12 protein-coding genes and 1 riboswitch are annotated in these 14,663 nt (G+C 72.4%); of the genes, 7 read left to right on the top strand and 5 right to left on the bottom strand.

Annotated features, from left to right (window positions below; genetic code table 11):
• Positions 1 to 13 precede the first annotated feature (13 nt).
• From ACIBMZ_RS01145 to ACIBMZ_RS01135, 3 genes are all read right to left on the bottom strand, one after another.
• Positions 14 to 1,033: a GNAT family N-acetyltransferase gene (locus ACIBMZ_RS01145; protein ID WP_396689931.1), complete on the bottom strand. Its 1,020-nt coding sequence runs from the start codon at positions 1,031 to 1,033 to the stop codon at positions 14 to 16.
• 282 nt (positions 1,034 to 1,315) lie between these two features.
• A complete protein-coding gene (gene thrC, locus ACIBMZ_RS01140) occupies positions 1,316 to 2,602 on the bottom strand; it encodes a threonine synthase (RefSeq protein ID WP_396689930.1) in 1,287 nt (428 codons plus the stop codon).
• Positions 2,603 to 2,611: 9 nt separating this feature from the next.
• Positions 2,612 to 2,747, bottom strand: a riboswitch (SAM riboswitch).
• A 194-nt stretch (positions 2,748 to 2,941) separates the two neighbouring features.
• Positions 2,942 to 3,391, bottom strand: a complete 450-nt coding sequence (locus tag ACIBMZ_RS01135) for a DoxX family protein (RefSeq protein WP_396689928.1) — start codon at positions 3,389 to 3,391, stop codon at positions 2,942 to 2,944.
• A gap of 378 nt (positions 3,392 to 3,769) precedes the next feature.
• Here ACIBMZ_RS01135 and ACIBMZ_RS01130 point away from each other — a divergent pair, with 378 nt between their 5' ends.
• Positions 3,770 to 4,468 (top strand): DUF4232 domain-containing protein, encoded by a 699-nt coding sequence (locus ACIBMZ_RS01130; protein WP_396689927.1) that lies wholly within the window; start codon positions 3,770 to 3,772, stop codon positions 4,466 to 4,468.
• Here the strand turns inward: ACIBMZ_RS01130 and ACIBMZ_RS01125 are convergent.
• Positions 4,458 to 5,354, bottom strand: coding sequence for an ABC transporter permease (locus tag ACIBMZ_RS01125; RefSeq protein WP_396689925.1), 897 nt, complete (start codon positions 5,352 to 5,354; stop codon positions 4,458 to 4,460). The two genes, ACIBMZ_RS01130 and ACIBMZ_RS01125, sit on opposite strands and share 11 nt — an antisense overlap.
• On the bottom strand, positions 5,354 to 8,221 hold the full coding sequence (locus ACIBMZ_RS01120) for an alpha/beta fold hydrolase (protein ID WP_396689923.1): 2,868 nt from the start codon (positions 8,219 to 8,221) through the stop codon (positions 5,354 to 5,356). Before ACIBMZ_RS01120 ends, ACIBMZ_RS01125 begins: the two co-directional genes overlap by 1 nt.
• A gap of 368 nt (positions 8,222 to 8,589) precedes the next feature.
• Between ACIBMZ_RS01120 and ACIBMZ_RS01115 the strand changes: the two genes are divergently transcribed.
• The 6 genes from ACIBMZ_RS01115 to ACIBMZ_RS01090 are packed head-to-tail and all read left to right on the top strand — an operon-like array spanning position 8,590 to position 14,636.
• Entirely contained in the window at positions 8,590 to 9,762 is a 1,173-nt protein-coding gene (locus tag ACIBMZ_RS01115) for a hypothetical protein (protein ID WP_396689922.1), read from the top strand.
• Positions 9,749 to 12,394: a nitrate- and nitrite sensing domain-containing protein gene (locus ACIBMZ_RS01110; RefSeq protein WP_396689921.1), complete on the top strand. Its 2,646-nt coding sequence runs from the start codon at positions 9,749 to 9,751 to the stop codon at positions 12,392 to 12,394. The genes ACIBMZ_RS01115 and ACIBMZ_RS01110 overlap by 14 nt, the downstream gene beginning before the upstream one ends.
• Positions 12,391 to 12,861, top strand: coding sequence for a roadblock/LC7 domain-containing protein (locus tag ACIBMZ_RS01105; RefSeq protein ID WP_131055729.1), 471 nt, complete (start codon positions 12,391 to 12,393; stop codon positions 12,859 to 12,861). Before ACIBMZ_RS01110 ends, ACIBMZ_RS01105 begins: the two co-directional genes overlap by 4 nt.
• On the top strand, positions 12,858 to 13,343 hold the full coding sequence (locus ACIBMZ_RS01100) for a DUF742 domain-containing protein (protein ID WP_396689920.1): 486 nt from the start codon (positions 12,858 to 12,860) through the stop codon (positions 13,341 to 13,343). Before ACIBMZ_RS01105 ends, ACIBMZ_RS01100 begins: the two co-directional genes overlap by 4 nt.
• On the top strand, positions 13,321 to 14,085 hold the full coding sequence (locus ACIBMZ_RS01095; protein ID WP_396689919.1) for a GTP-binding protein: 765 nt from the start codon (positions 13,321 to 13,323) through the stop codon (positions 14,083 to 14,085). The genes ACIBMZ_RS01100 and ACIBMZ_RS01095 overlap by 23 nt, the downstream gene beginning before the upstream one ends.
• Before the next feature lie 41 nt (positions 14,086 to 14,126).
• A complete protein-coding gene (locus ACIBMZ_RS01090; RefSeq protein WP_396689917.1) occupies positions 14,127 to 14,636 on the top strand; it encodes a hypothetical protein in 510 nt (169 codons plus the stop codon).
• The last annotated feature ends 27 nt before the right edge of the window (positions 14,637 to 14,663 follow it).

Genomic DNA, 14,663 nt, shown 5'->3' with positions numbered 1-14,663 from the left:
GGCGTGTCACACCTCAGACGTCGAGCTGCCAGTTGCTCCACCGGTCCATCACCCGGAACCCGAGCTGCTCGTTGATCGCGATCATGTGGTCGTTGCTGTCCGCGTTGAAGGTGTCGATCACCTGGACAGCGGGCTCGTGGTCGAGCAGGTGACGAAGGTTCTCGATCTTCGTGAGCAGGCCGAGGCGGCGCCCCCGGTGCTCCGGGTCGACGATGGTGATCTGCTGGAAGGCGTGCCAGTCGGCGGTCGGTGACATGTCGAGCAGGGTCCAGGCGACCAGTCGGCCGGACCCCCGGTGCCGTACGCCCGCGTGGTACCGCCGCTTGCCGCGCGCTTCGAGCGCCCGCTCGGTGCCGCGTACCCGCTCCGCGTCGACCTGCTCGGGCTCCCACTCCAGGTCGCCCATCGGCGCGTCGGCCAGCAGCCGCCCGTCCAGATACGCGACGTCGGCGATCAGGTCGTCCGGCGTGTTCCCGCGCCAGAACAGCACCTCGTAGTCGGTGGCCCGGGACCGGGCGTCGGCGAGCAGCGCGTCCAGGGCGGTCTGGTCCAGCTCGGCGACGTGCAGTCGCCGCCGTACGTCGGCCAGGGCGTCGACCGCGCCGACGGTGGCGGCGAACCGGGTGGCCGGACCCGGCTGGTGGGGCTCGCCGCGCAGGTGTGCCCGGCTCATCGCGCTGACCCGTTTACGTCCGCGCTCCCGCAGCACGCGCAGGCCGCGCTCGAACAGCGCCCGACCGACCCCCTGGCGGCGGTGCTCCGGATGGACGACGAGCTCGGCCGAGGCGTTCTCGGTGTTGTCGAGTTGCGGCAGGTGGAGCAGCAGGTATCCGGCGGCGACGCCGTCGACGTGGGCCAGCAGGGCGAGTGTCTCGGTGCCCGGCATCGGTTGGTGGAACAGCGCGGCGAACCGCTGCCGACTGAACGGTGGGTAGTCCGGCAGTTCCGCGGCGCTGTAGTCGGCACCGACCTGGAACGCCTGCTCGATGGCCGACTCGTCGTCGGCACCGAAGGGGGTGATGGTGATGGCCATCTCCGCAGCCTGCGGGACGACGAGCGACGGGGCCAGCGATTATTCGCCGGCCCCGTCGGGAAGCTTGGTCGGGAGGGACGATCGCACAACGCCTCCGGCGCTGGGTCGTAAAGACTGAAAGTCTACGGCGAAACGCCCTCCCGCACGAAGCATCTTGCGCCGCCCGGTTCCTGCCGTCAAGTACTCGACGGCGTGTTTTCGGCACTCACCGCGAAAAGCCCGTTACCCGGCGGATCGGTCGGCGTGCAACATGCCGACCAGCCGACGAGTTCGCGGTGTGCCTCAGCCGAGCAGGCCGGCGTCGCGGGCGGCCCGCAGCGACGGCTTGATCCGGTGGGTCGGTCCGACCTCGCCCGCGACCGCGTCGAGCGTCTTGAGCCCCTCGCCGGTGTTGTAGACCACCGTCTCCGCGGTCGGGTCCAACTTTCCGGACTCGACCAGCTTGCGCAGCACCGCGACGGTCACCCCGCCGGCCGTTTCGGCGAAGACCCCGGTGGTACGCGCCAGCAGCCGCACGGCGGCACGGATCTCGTCGTCGTCGGCGTAGTCCATCCAGCCGCCGGTACGGCGTACCGCCTCCAGGGCGTACAGGCCGGCGGCCGGGTCGCCGATGTTGAGCGACTTGGCGATCCCGGTCGGCTTGACCGGGGTGATCGTGTCCCCGCCGCCGTGCAGGGCGGTGGCGATCGGGTTGCAGCCGGCCGACTGGGCACCGAAGACCTTCCACCCGCCGGCCGGTGCCTCGACCAGGCCGATCTCGACCAGCTCGCTGAACGCCTTGTCGACCTTGGTGAGCAGTTCGCCGGAGGCCATCGGGATCACGACCTGGGCCGGAATCCGCCAGCCGAGCTGCTCGGCGACCTCGTAGCCGAGCGTCTTGGACCCCTCGGCGTAGTACGGCCGGACGTTGACGTTGACGAAGGCGGTGTCCTCGAACTCGTCGGTCTCCACCAGTTCGCCGCAGAGCCGGTTCACGTCGTCGTACGAGCCGTCGATGGCGACCAGCTCACCGCCGTACACGGCGGTCGTCACGACCTTGCCCTGCTCCAGGTCACTGGGGATGAAGACCACCGACGGGGTGCCGGCCCGGGCCGCGTGGGCGGCGACGGAGTTGGCCAGGTTGCCGGTGGAGGCGCAGGCGAACCGGGCGAAGCCGAGCGCCCGGGCGGCGGTCAGCGCGACCGAGACGACCCGGTCCTTGAACGAGTGGGTGGGGTTGGCGCTGTCGTCCTTGACCCAGAGCGGGCCGGTGATGCCCAGCTCGGCGGCGAGCTGGTCGGCGGCGACCAGCGGCGTGAAACCGGGGTCCAGGCTGACCCGGGTGGCCGGGTCCTGCCCGGCGGGGAGCAGCGCCGCGTAGCGCCAGATGTTCTGCGGGCCCGCCTCGATCTGCTCGCGGGTCACGGTGGCGAGGGCCGCCGGGTCGTAGTCGACCTCCAGCGGGCCGAAACACTCGTAACAGGCGTGCTGCGCGGCCAACGGGTAGCGGGCCGAACAGGCGCGGCAGACCAGGGCGCGGGCGGGGCTGGCGGTGGTGTCGATCCCGGTAGGGGCGAGCGTCGACGTCATGTCCGAGTCCTCTCATCTTCCCCCACATCGCACCCTGCGGCGGGGACGGAATTGGCACCTGCCCCACGGGACGCTCAGCGATGAGCGCGTGGGGTGGTTGCCGGGGCGTCGTCGGGCCGTATCCCTCAGCCCCTCTGGATGAGGTATTCAGTTGTGCCGCCGAGTCTAGGCAATCGCGCCGCGCTCGTCAGCGTTCGATCTCAGCCTGTGAGCGATTCCTCACCGCCGCCACCGCCTGAGGGACGGCGACGACCCTGGACCGGACGGCTCCGGCGGTGCCGGAGGAGACCCGGTCCAGGGTCGCGCACGAGCGTCGGCCTGGCCGCCGCACCAGCCGGATCAGGCCGGTACGGACCTGCGTTCGGCCGCCTTCACGTCCAGTGCGGCCCCGCTGCGCTGGCGCAGCAGGTTGTCCAGCGCCCAGCTACCCGGACCGAGTATCGCGATCAGCAGGAACGACCAGCAGAACAGCACGGACAACTCGCCGTTGTTGCGCAGCGGCAGCAGCGCCTCGGGCTGGTGGACGACGAAGTAGGCGTAGGCCATCGAGCCCGACGCCACCAGGGCCGCCGGCCGGGTGAGCAGACCGACGAGCACCAGGGCGCCGCAGACGGCCTGGATCAGCGCGGCCCACCAGCCCGGCCACGTGCCGAGCGGGACGGGTTCACCGCTCCCCCGGGCACCGCCGAAGACGCCGAACAGAGACGACAACCCGTGGCAGAGAAACAGCAGGCCGATGACCATGCGGAACAGGGACAGGGCCGGCCCGCCGAACCGGTCAGTACGCATTCCGGAACCTCCATTGTGGATGGACGAGGGCAACCAGAATGCGGGATTGATAAATATTTGTCGATGCAATCTCTTCCTTTGGGAACGCTCCCACATCGATGGTAGCGACTGGAACTTCCGAAGGAACCCCCCTCGGCGAAGATCGTTTTGATCACCCTCCGTAACGACTCCCTGTACACCCTGGACATGTGACGGCAACAAGTCGCGGTCATCCGAGCCGGAGCCGCGCGCCCACCCGGGTCCGGAAGCGGCCACCGTCGTCCCACCAGCCGGTACACCGAGCGGCCCCCGGCCGACCGCGACGCCGTCCCGAACCACCCGCCTCGCCACGCCGACAGCCGGGCGAGCGATCGAGCACCGTGATGCGACGATGGCCCGATGCGAGACATCCACGGGGGATCGATTCCGGAGACGACCCCGAGACACGGCCCGGGTGACCGGCGTACGCGGCACGCCGCGCTGCTGACCGCCGTCACGATGCTCGCCGGCTGCGCGCCGACCGACGCGTCGCACAACGCCCCGGGCGACCCGCCGCCGGAGCCGCTCGGCGCGGCCACCGCCCCGGCACCGACCTCGGCCGGGCCGGAGGTCTGCCCCGAGTCCGGCGTACGGATCCGCTACCTCGGTGTCAGCGCGGCCATGGGGCTCCGGGCGATGGGCGTCGAACTGGTCAACTGCGGCGACCGGCCGTACCCGCTGCACGGCTATCCGGCGTTACGGCTCTACGACGGCGAGGGGCGACCGCTCAGCGTCCGGGTGGTCCCCGGGGCGGCCGGGATCGCCTCGGGCTTCGACGACCCGCCCCGGCGGCTGGTGGTGGCACCGGGCGACGCGGCCAGAGCTGCCGTGATCTGGCGCAACCTGGTCGACGACCCGACCGTGGCCGCCACCGAGGCCACGCGGGTGGAGATCGCGGCGGGCAAGGGGCAGCCGGGGCAGGTACTCGACATGGAGGGGCCGATCGACCTCGGCAACACCGACCGGATCGGAGTCAGCGCCTGGAAGAAGCGGACGGGCCCGACACCGACGCCCACCGATTCGGCGGACGACGGCGTCGACGCCGCACTCAGCTCGTGATGTCCTTGCGGGTGAAGCGCCAGAAGGCGAGCCCCCAGAACAGGGTGGCGTAGCAGATCGCCGAGATGGCCCCTCGGACGATGTCGTCGGTCTGCACGGGCGTGGAGAGCAGCCCCAGCCAGGCGGTGCTGTAGTGGGTCGGCAGGAACGACCGGATCGCGCCGAGCGCGGTGATCTGGTCGAGGATGCTGGAGAGGATCCACAGCAGCACCGCACCGCCCACCGCGCCCAGCGCGGCGTCGGTGACCACCGAGAGCAGGAACGCCAGACCGGCGACGACCAGCAGCACGACCGCCAGGTAGCCGAGCACCGCCAGCAGGCGGAGCAGCCCCTCGCCGGGTTCGAGCTGCGCGGCGACCGTGCTACGCAGCGGTGACCAGCCGTACCGCAGGGTGCCGATCAGCAGGGCCGTGCCGGCGAGCAGCACCAGCGCGAACGCCGAGTACGCGAGCGCCACCAGCAGCTTCACCGTCAGCAGCCGGGCCCGGGGCACCGGCACCGCCAACAGGTAACGCAGGCTGCCCCAGCTCGCCTCGCTGGCCACCGTGTCGCCGCAGAACAGCGCCACCACCACGACCAGCAGGAACGAGGCGGAGACGAAGATGGTGAACAGGGTGAAGTTCAGCCCGCCGGAGGTGGCGAACGAGACGAGGCTGCCGAACTCGCCCCGGCCGTTGTCGTCGTCACCCGAGTCGAACTGGAACGCGATCAGGATGATCAACGGCAGCAGCACCATGAAGCCGAGCGCCAACTGGGTGCGCCGCCGCGCCGCCTGTCGGCGGAACTCGGCACCGAACGGCAGCGTCCTCGACGGCCGGTAGCCGGCGGCGGCGCCCGACGGAGCCACCTCGGACTCCTCCCGCGTCGGCACGGTCGATCCCGCCATCACCGGTCCCCGCTTCCCCGAGAGTTCTCGCCCACCAGGGCGAGGAACGCGTCCTCCAGGCGGCGCCGGGGCACCACCCGGTCCACCCCGATACCGGCCCGCACCAGTTCGGCGACCACCTCGCTGCGGGCGGTGCCGTTGGTGTCCACCACCAGGTGCCCGTCGGCGTCGTCCAGCACCCGTACGCCGCCGAGGTCGTTGAGCACGTCCCGGGCCGCGCGCGGGTCGCTCACCTCGAACAGCACGCTCGGCGAGTCGCCGACGATGTCCTCCACCGGCCCGGAGGCCACGATCCGGCCCTTGTTGACCACCACGGCGTGCGTGCAGGTCTGTTCCACCTCGGCGAGCAGGTGGCTGGAGACCAGCACCGCGCGGCCGTCGGTGGCGTACCGCTGGAGCACCCGACGCATCTCGGCGATCTGCGGCGGGTCCAGCCCGTCGGTCGGCTCGTCGAGCACCAGCAGCTCGGGCAGGCCGAGCATGGCCTGGGCGATGGCCAACCGTTGCCGCATGCCGTGGCTGTACTTGCGGACCCGCCGGTGCACCGACGAGCCCAGCCCGGCGATCTCCAGCGCCTGTTCGAAGTGCGCGTCGGCCTCCGGCCGCCCGGTCGCCCGCCAGTACGCCCTGAGGTTCTCCAAACCGGACAGGTGCGGCAGGAAGCCGGGCCCCTCGACGAGCGCGCCGATCCGGGAGAGCACCGGCGATCCCGGCACCAGCCGATGCCCGAAGACGTAGATCTCCCCGGCCGTCGGCTGGGTCAGCCCCATCAGCACCCGCAGGGTGGTGGTCTTGCCGGCACCGTTGGGCCCGAGTAGGCCGACCACCTGACCGGGGTGCACCTCGAAGTCCACCTCGGAGACGGCCACGAAGCCGTCGGCGTACTCCTTGCGCAGATGGCGCACGGCCAGCGGGGTGTCCGCGTACTCGGGATGGATCGAGGTGTCCTGGCGGCGGTGCCGCAGGCGCAGCACGGCCACGAGCACGACGAGCCCGATCACGATCGCGGCGATCAGCCCGACCAGCACCCAGCGCCAGAGCGCCGCCTCGGTGGGGATCGGGTCGCTGTCGACGGTCGGCAGGCCGACCGGCGTGTCACCGACCGCGACCGTGTAGACGGCCGGCTCGATCGGGGTGGTGTACGCCTGGTCCGAGGTGGCCACCACCAGCCGGAGCCGGTGCCCGGCCTCCACCCGGTGCACGATCGCCGGCAGGGTCACGGTGACCGGCGCGGCGGCGTCGACGGTGGCCGGCAGACCGCTGAGCCGGATCGGCGCGATCAGCCCGCTCGGCAGGGTGGCCGCCCCCTCCGGGTCGACCACGTAGAGCTTGGCGAAGAGGACCGCCTCGCCGCTGCTCGACGCGGCCCGCAGCGACACCGTGGGCGCACCGACGATGTCGACCGCCTCGGTCAGCGGCTCGGACTCGAACCGGGCATGCTGCCCCGGTATGTCGCCGGCCACCCCGCTGAGCAGTGAACTCAACGAGCCGGCGAACGGCACCGAGGAGATCGCGGCGGGGTTGCCGCCCGGTGGGTTGGCCACCGGCTGGGGCGGCCCGGCCACGGTCACCTCGCGGCGGGAGTCGCCGCCGAGACCGGGGTAGTCGTCGGTGCGGTAACCGGTGGCGACCAGCCCCCGGTCCATCGCGTCGAAGCCGGCGATCCGGGAGAAGGTGAAGGTGTCGCCGGGTGCGTCCCCGGTGCCCGCGACGTAGTGGTCGAGCCACTGCGCGGTCAGGAACTTCACCCGGTCGGAGTCGGTCTGCGGTCCGGCGCCGCCGTCGTGGCCGCCGGTGAACCAGGCGACCCGCACCGGGGTGCCGTTGGCGGCGATGCCCCGGGCGTTGGCGTCGGCCTCGCCCAGCGGGAAGAGGGTGTCCGCCGCGCCCTGGACCAGCAGGGTGGGCGCCTCGATCCGGTCCAGCACACCGGCCGGGCTGGACCGGCGCAGCAGGTCGACGGCGGCCTGGTCGGCCTGACCGGTGGCGGCGATGCGCAGGTACGCGGCGCAGACGTCGGCGGCGAACCGGCCGCAGGAGGGATCGGGCAGGGCACCGGCGGCCGGGGCGCCCGGCGCGGTGCCCGGCCCCTGACCCGGCGCGGGGCTGGGCGGGCCGGCGTCCGGCGCACCCTCCGGCGACTCGGCGCCGGTGCCGGAGATACCGGCCGGTCCGGAGCCGACGGCGCCGCCACCACCGAAGAAGATGCCGGCCCAGCCGGACTTGAACACCCCGGCGGTCGGTTCCCCACCGGCGCTCTCCGGCAGGAAGGACCGGGACAGGTCGTTCCAGGTGATCATCGGGACGATCGCGTCCACGCGCTGGTCCTGGGCGGCGAGCAGCAGCGCCAGCGCGCCGCCGTAGGAGCCGCCGACCACGCCGACCCGGGGGTCGCCCGCCGCGTCGGTCCGGATCTCCGGACGGTCGGCCAGCCAGTCCAGCAGTCGCTGCGCGTCGCGGACCTCGTGGTCGGGGCTGTCCAGGTGGATCTGGCCACCGCTGCGACCGAAGCCCCGGGCGGTCCAGGTCAACACCGCGTAACCCCGGTCGGCGAGGTCCTCGGCGTCGGTGCGGACCGAGTTCTTGGTGCCGCCGAACCCGTGCGCGAGCAGTACCGCGGGCACCTTCCGGTCGGCGGCGGCCTCGCGCGGCAGGTACAGCGTGGTGTCCAGGTCGACGGGCTCGTCGCCGGTCGGCCCGGATCGCACGGTGAGCATCGCGGCCTCGGTCCGGAAGCTCGGCCGGTCCGGCCACACCGCCCAGACGACGACCGCCGCCAGCAGTGCGACAGCCACCGACGCGGCGACGGCCCGGCGGCCGGTGGGCAGGGCACGGCGAATCCGCTCGGCCGAGAACGGCGATCTCATTCGGCACACGGTACGGCCCGCAACCTGAGTGGTAGCTGAGATCCGCCGTACGTCCGTCCTACTCGGCCGATCGTCATCCGCAAGAGGTCGACCGCACATCCTCCGTAGGCGAACCTTTGGGATGACTTCGCATCATGGAAATTAATGCCTTTCACTGGAAACTACGCGTTACTACGACGTATCTCCATGGAAAGAGCCACCCACCGTAGTCAATCAGTTAATCCTCCGTCACATCGCTCGAAGTGACGCAAACCTGACCCGGAGAGACCGATACAGACAGTCCCGGTTCGATTAGTTTTCCGGTCCGGCGCACGGGACCGGCTCCTTGACGCCATCCCCCGACCGCTGCGCCACCCGGAGGAGAAACCATGACCGTTCCCGCTTCGCGGGTCCGTCGCCGGCCCCGGACACCGGGCCGCATCCTGCCGCTGATACTCGCCACCGCGCTGCTGTTGCCGGTGGCGTTCCTCGTCATACGCGCCCACCAGTACATCGACGCCGACCGCGAGGCCCTCCAGCAGGAGCGGTTGGGCGTGGAGTACCTGCGTGCCCTCGGACCGGTGACCGAGGCCCTGGTGGACGCGCAGAGCGCCGCCGTGGCCGACCGCCGACCGCCCCGCGAGAACCTCCAGAAGGCCGTCGAGCAGGTCGCCGCCGTGGACGCCCGCATCGGTGCCGAGCTGAGCACCAACGAACGGTGGGCCGGGATCCGGGCCAAGCTGGAGGCGCTGCCCGAGCGGTCGCTCGACCCCGAGGCGGCCTTCAGCGCCTACCGGGAGGTCACCGACCTGCTGCTGGCCCTGCACGGCAAGGTACGCGAGACCTCCGGCCTGATCCGCGACTCCGGCGCCGCCTCGTACTTCCTCCAGGACGGTGTCGGCGAGGAGATGCCGGAGGCGACGGTGGCCGCCGGGCGGCTCGTCGACGCGACCGTCCTGGCCGGGCAGCGGCCCGCCAGCGACCAGGTACGCACCCTCAGCGAGCTGGCCACGCTGCGGCTGGCCGCCCTGCAACCCGCCAACGACCTGGTCAACAACCTGCGCGCGGTGGTGGACAGCTCGGCGAGCGCCGACCTCGGCGCGAGCGTGCTCACGCCGTTCGACGCCTACCAGCGGGCCGCCGAGGCGATGGCGCTGCACTCCCAGCCGGACAACCGGACCGGCACGATCAACCTGGTCCGGCTGACCAGCGCACGGGACGACGCCCAGCGGGCCGCCGGACAGCTCCAGCCGATCCTGCTCGACGAGATCGACCGACTGCTGGTGGAGCGGATCGACCAGCTCGACCGGGACGACGTGCTGACCATGGTCGCGGGCGGCGTCGCCGGCCTGCTCCTGATCGCCCTGGCGGTGGCCGGGTGGCTGTCTCGCCCGAGTGACACCACCGGTCGACCGCACACCACCGACGACGAAGCCGGCGACCTGGAGCACCCTGCCGACACCCGGTGGGAGCCCATGGGTACGCCGGGCGACCGCGCGCTCCAGCCGGTCGGGCACGGCCACGACCCGGATCGGTGGAGGCCCTTCGATGCTGCTCGATAGGCTCCGGATCCGGGGCAAGCTGGCCCTGTTGGTGCTCATCCCCCTGCTCTGCATGCTCGGGCTGACGCTGCCGGTGGTGTGGGAACGCGCCGGGGTGGCCCAGCGGGCCGGTGACATCGAGAGCACCGTCCGAGTCGCCAGCCGGGTCGGCACCCTGCTCCAACACCTCCAGCGGGAGCGGATGCTCGCCATCGGACTGCTGCTGCGACAGGTCGAGCGCACCGACCTGGTCCAGGAGATCGCGGAGGTGGACGACCTGATCGTCGACCTGCGCACCGAGCTGGGCGACGAACTGCCCGGCGAGGTGTCGACCGCGCTCGACGGCGTCCGGCAACTCGCCCCGGTACGCACCGCCACGCTCGCCGGACAGGCCGGCCCGGACCAGGTCATCGGCGCGTACGGGCCGGTGAACCTCAACCTGATCGACTCGCTGCGGCTGCCGTACGACGTGGACACCCGCACCTCGGCCGGACGACAGGTGTTGGCGCTGGACGGGATCCTGCGCAAGAGCGAGGGGCTCGGCAGCGGAGCCGCCCTGCTGGTGCTGGTCGCGGCGAAGCCCAGCCCGCAACTCGCCACGGTCTTCGTGGCCAACATGGCCACCCTCCAGTCGGAGACGAACCAGTTGCTCGGCCTGATCACACCCGAGCAACTGGCACTGATGGACATCGAGCAGGCCGCCCTGGACGCCCGGACCGGGCCGGGCTTCCTGGACCAGAGTTCGCTGGACCCGGTCGGTGCGGTGTCCCAGACGCCCGTCGAGGTCCTCTACCCGACCATCTCCTCACTGATCACCCTCGGCCAGTTCGTGGAGAAGAAGCTGGTCGCCGACGTGACCGCCGAGGTGCGGGCGGACCGGCAGGCAGCGCTCGCCGAGGCGTACTGGGTGACCGCCCTGGTGCTGCTGATCCTGGTCGTGGTGGTGCTGCTCGCCCTGGCCATCGGCCGGACCGTGGCCCGACCGCTGACCCGCCTCACCCGCTCCGCCGACCGGGTCGCCCGGGTCGCCGAGTCCGAGCTGGTGCGGGTGGCCGACGACGAGACCGACAACGCCCAGCCGATCCGGCTCGACCGGGTCGACGTCCGCGCCCGGGACGAGATCGGTGACCTGGCCCGCGCCTTCGAGCGGGTGCAGAGCACCGCCGCCCGGCTGGTGGAACGGCAGGTGGCCAGCCGGCGCAACGTGGCCCAGATGTTCGGGCACGTCGGCCGACGTACGCAGAACCTGGTCGGCCGGCAGATCGCGCTGATCGACCGGCTGGAGCAGCAGGAGGCGGACCCGGGTCGGCTGGAGAGCCTGTACCGGCTCGACCACATCTCCAGCCGGTTGCGGCGCAACGCCGGCAACCTGGTGGTGCTCTCCGGTGCCACCGGCGACGTCACCCACGTCGCGCCGGTCCCGCTGGCCGACGCGGTCCGCCTCGCCCTCGGTGAGATCGAGGACTACACCCGGGTCGACGTCGCGGTCCCGGCCGAGGTCTCGGCGGCTCCGGCGATCATCGGTGACCTGGTGCTGGCGCTGGCCGAGTTGATGGAGAACGCCACGGTCTTCTCCCCGCCGCACACCCGCGTGGTGGTCGGCGGCGAGGTGACCGAGGACGGTGCCCGGCTGACCGTGGTCGACCACGGGATCGGCATGACCGAGGCGCGGCTGGCCGACGAGAACGTCCGACTCACCCGCCGGGAACGGCTCGACCTCGCCCCGACCGAGGTGCTCGGACTCTTCGTGGTGGGCCGACTGGCCCGGCGACACGGCTGGGGCGTCGGCCTGTCCGCGACGCCCGGCGGCGGCGTCACCGCCACCCTGCTCATCCCCCGGGTGTCACTGGTCTTCGGCACCGGCGGCGTGACCACGACCGTCCGGGTCGGCACCGCCGTCGCGCTGCCGACCCGGCACCAACCCGACCCGGGCACCCCGCCGATGCCGGACGGCCCGGCGCAGGCCGAACCGGTGCCGGTCGGGGTCGGCGGTCCGACCCGGCCCCCGGTCGAGGCCACCGCACTGCCCGGCTTCGACCAGAAACTGCTCAGCCGGGCCACCGAGAGCATGGAGCTGGGTGAGTCCTGGGACGCCTTCGCCACCGCTCCGGACACCGTCGCACCGGACCACACCGTCGCACCGGGCCACGCTTCCGCCCCGGACCACACCGTCGCGCCGGACCGTCCAACCGAGGGCGACCCCGCCGTACCGGCCGGGGCCGAGCCGGCGCGGGCGGAGGCACCGTCGCCCGCACCGACCGGCCGGCTGCCCGGTGTCCGGCAGCGCGTCCCCGGCGCCAGCCTGTCCCGGAGCGCGCCCCGGGTGGGGCCGGTGGACGCCACCGGTGCCGACCCGGTCGCCGCCCGCGCCCTCGTCGAGCAGTTCGAGTCGGGCGTACGCCGGGCCGAGCTGAGCCGCGCGGCGGCGCTCCCACAGCCGGTCGCGCCCGCACCGTCCGGTACCCCCGCCGAACTGACCCGGCGCGTGCCGGGCGCGAACCTGATCGCCACGGCTCCCCGTCAGACGGTGGCCCAGAACCCCGGTGACCCGGCCGAGGTCCGCGATCTCCTCAACGCGTTCGAGACCGGCGTCGCCCGGGCTCTGCGCGATGTCCGTCCCGACCGCAGCGACGAAGAAGGAACGCCACTTTGACCAGCCCGCACGTACACGAGAACCTCGACCACCAGAGTCACCCGGCCGGCGACCTCAGCCCCGAGGCCCGCACGTTCAACTGGCTCCTGGACACCTTCACCTCGAGCACGGCAGGGGTGCTGGAGGCGATCGCCGTCTCGTCCGACGGGTTGCTGATGGCCATGTCCGCGATCAAGGACCGGTCCAACGCGGAACGGCTCGCCGCGGTGGTTTCCGGCATGACCAGCCTGGCCGGCGGTGCCGCGAGCTGGTACGCGCTGGGCGGGCTCAACCGGGTCGTGGTCGACATGGCCGAGGGCTATCTGCTGATCAGCGCGATCAGCAGCGGCTCGGTACTCGGTGTGGTCGCCGACCGGTCGGCCAACCTCGGCACCGTCGCGTACGAGATGACCCTGTTCGCCGGTCGGGCCGGAAGCGCACTCACTCCGCGCCTGATCGCCGAACTCAAGAACTCCGTTCAGCAATGAATCCCGACGCCGCCGGTGCGGAACCGGAGCCGGTGCTCCGGATCCGGCCCTACCTGCGTGAGCCCTCCCCGGTCGGCGGCGACGCCGGCCCGGTGGACGCACCGGCGGCGGTCGGATCGGAACCCGAGACGGCCGGTCCGACCGGACTCCGCCCGTTCGTGCTCACGGCCGGGCGGGTGGCCGGCGCGGACCCGTCGATCGGCCTGGAGACCCAGGTGACCGCCCGGCCCGGCCCCGAGCCGTGGACCAGTGTGACCGCTCGGCTGACCCCGGAACTCCAGGCGATCGTGGCACTCTGCGGCGACCCGATCTCGGTCGCCGAGATCTCCGCCAAGACCCGGTTGCACTTCGGTGTGACCCGGGTCCTGGTGGGCGACCTGCGGGCCGCCGGCCATCTGGACGTACACGTCAACGATGCCGACGACGCCCTCGACCCCGACGTCATCCTGCGAGTGATTGATGGACTTCGTGCAATCTCCTGACTGGCCGGTCGCCCCGCAGGGCGCGCTCTCCGCCAACAGCGCCGCGGCCCGCTACGGTGGCTCCGCGCCGGTCCCACCACCGGTGGGACGGGCCACTCCGCCGCCGCCCCCCGCCCCGGTGACCCCGCCACCGCCGTACCTGCCTCCGGCGGCGACCGGCGGCACGGGTGCACACCGCCGGACCCCGCCGATCCCGGTCAAGATCCTGGTGGCCGGCGGCTTCGGAGTGGGTAAGACGACCACCGTGGGCGCCATCTCGGAGATCGTGCCGTTGACCACCGAGGCGGAGATGACGATCGCCGGTATCGGGGTCGACGACCCCGGCCAGCGCTCGGACAAGACGACGACCACGGTGGCGATGGACTTCGGTTGCGTCACCATCGACCGCAGCCTGAAGCTCTACCTGTTCGGTACGCCCGGCCAGGCCCGCTTCGGCTTCATGTGGGACGACCTGGCCCGGGGTGCGCTCGGCGCGCTGGTGGTGGTGGACAGCGCCCGGTTGGACGACTGCTATCCGGCGATCGACTTCTTCGAACGGGCCGGCCTGCCCTTCGTGGTCGGGGTGAACGCCTTCGACGGGCGGCTGGCGCACGACCTCAACGCGATCCGGTGGGCCCTGGCCATCGGTGAGCACGTACCTCTGGTGCAGTTCGACGCCCGGGACCGGCTCTCGGTGCGGGACGCCCTGCTGGTCGTCCTCGATCGAGCGCTGGACCGGGCGATCCGGGACAAGCGGGCCTGAGCCGACCGGCTCACGGCCGCTCGTGGGAAGGGGTGAGGCGGATGAGAGGCGGACTGGACGAGACACTGGCCCGCATGCGTCGGCGCGAGGAGGCGCTGCGCCGCCGGTCCACGGATCCGTCGGCCGACGACCAGCCCGATCCGGGCCCGGACGTGCCGCCCGGTGCGACGGTGAGCCGGACGGACAGCCGGAACGCGGGACCCGGCTGGGTGGGCGCGCCGGAACGCGTACCCGCGACGCCGCCGCGACACGTCGCGGAGGAGGTCGCCGAGGCGCTGCGCGCCGTGGTCGCGGCACATCCGGGCAGCAGCGTCACCGCCCGGGTCGACCACGACGGCACCGCGTACGACCTGCGGGTGGCCTGGGTCGGCCAGGAGATCGCGGTCAGCGGGCAGCCCGCCACGCCACCGCCGGCCTGGCCGATGCCGACCAGCGACGCGGCCGGGTGGTCCGGCCCTCCGGACGCCCCGGAGCCGGACCCGGCGGCCCGGCTGGCCGAGTTGATCCGTCGTGACCCGTCCCTGCTCACCGGTGAGGATCCGCCGGGCTGACCGCACGTGGGGTGACCGGGCCGGTTA

Origin of the sequence: Micromonospora sp. NPDC049900, assembly GCF_044461025.1 — a bacterium.
Taxonomy (GTDB): Bacteria; Actinomycetota; Actinomycetes; order Mycobacteriales; family Micromonosporaceae; genus Micromonospora.
The sequence above is the reverse complement of the archived record's forward strand: the minus strand, read 5'-3'. Positions and strand labels throughout refer to the sequence as shown.

Bases quoted from the DNA above. Each gene is read 5' to 3' on its own strand.
- ACIBMZ_RS01145 (WP_396689931.1), bottom strand. From the start codon at position 1,033: ATGGCCATCACCATCACCCCCTTCGGTGCCGACGACGAGTCGGCCATC.
- ACIBMZ_RS01130 (WP_396689927.1), top strand. From the start codon at position 3,770: ATGCGAGACATCCACGGGGGATCGATTCCGGAGACGACCCCGAGACAC.
- ACIBMZ_RS01095 (WP_396689919.1), top strand. From the start codon at position 13,321: ATGGACTTCGTGCAATCTCCTGACTGGCCGGTCGCCCCGCAGGGCGCG.
- ACIBMZ_RS01135 (WP_396689928.1), bottom strand. From the start codon at position 3,391: ATGCGTACTGACCGGTTCGGCGGGCCGGCCCTGTCCCTGTTCCGCATG.
- ACIBMZ_RS01120 (WP_396689923.1), bottom strand. From the start codon at position 8,221: ATGAGATCGCCGTTCTCGGCCGAGCGGATTCGCCGTGCCCTGCCCACC.
- ACIBMZ_RS01110 (WP_396689921.1), top strand. From the start codon at position 9,749: ATGCTGCTCGATAGGCTCCGGATCCGGGGCAAGCTGGCCCTGTTGGTG.
- ACIBMZ_RS01090 (WP_396689917.1), top strand. From the start codon at position 14,127: ATGAGAGGCGGACTGGACGAGACACTGGCCCGCATGCGTCGGCGCGAG.
- ACIBMZ_RS01125 (WP_396689925.1), bottom strand. From the start codon at position 5,354: ATGGCGGGATCGACCGTGCCGACGCGGGAGGAGTCCGAGGTGGCTCCG.
- ACIBMZ_RS01115 (WP_396689922.1), top strand. From the start codon at position 8,590: ATGACCGTTCCCGCTTCGCGGGTCCGTCGCCGGCCCCGGACACCGGGC.
- ACIBMZ_RS01100 (WP_396689920.1), top strand. From the start codon at position 12,858: ATGAATCCCGACGCCGCCGGTGCGGAACCGGAGCCGGTGCTCCGGATC.
- thrC (WP_396689930.1), bottom strand. From the start codon at position 2,602: ATGACGTCGACGCTCGCCCCTACCGGGATCGACACCACCGCCAGCCCC.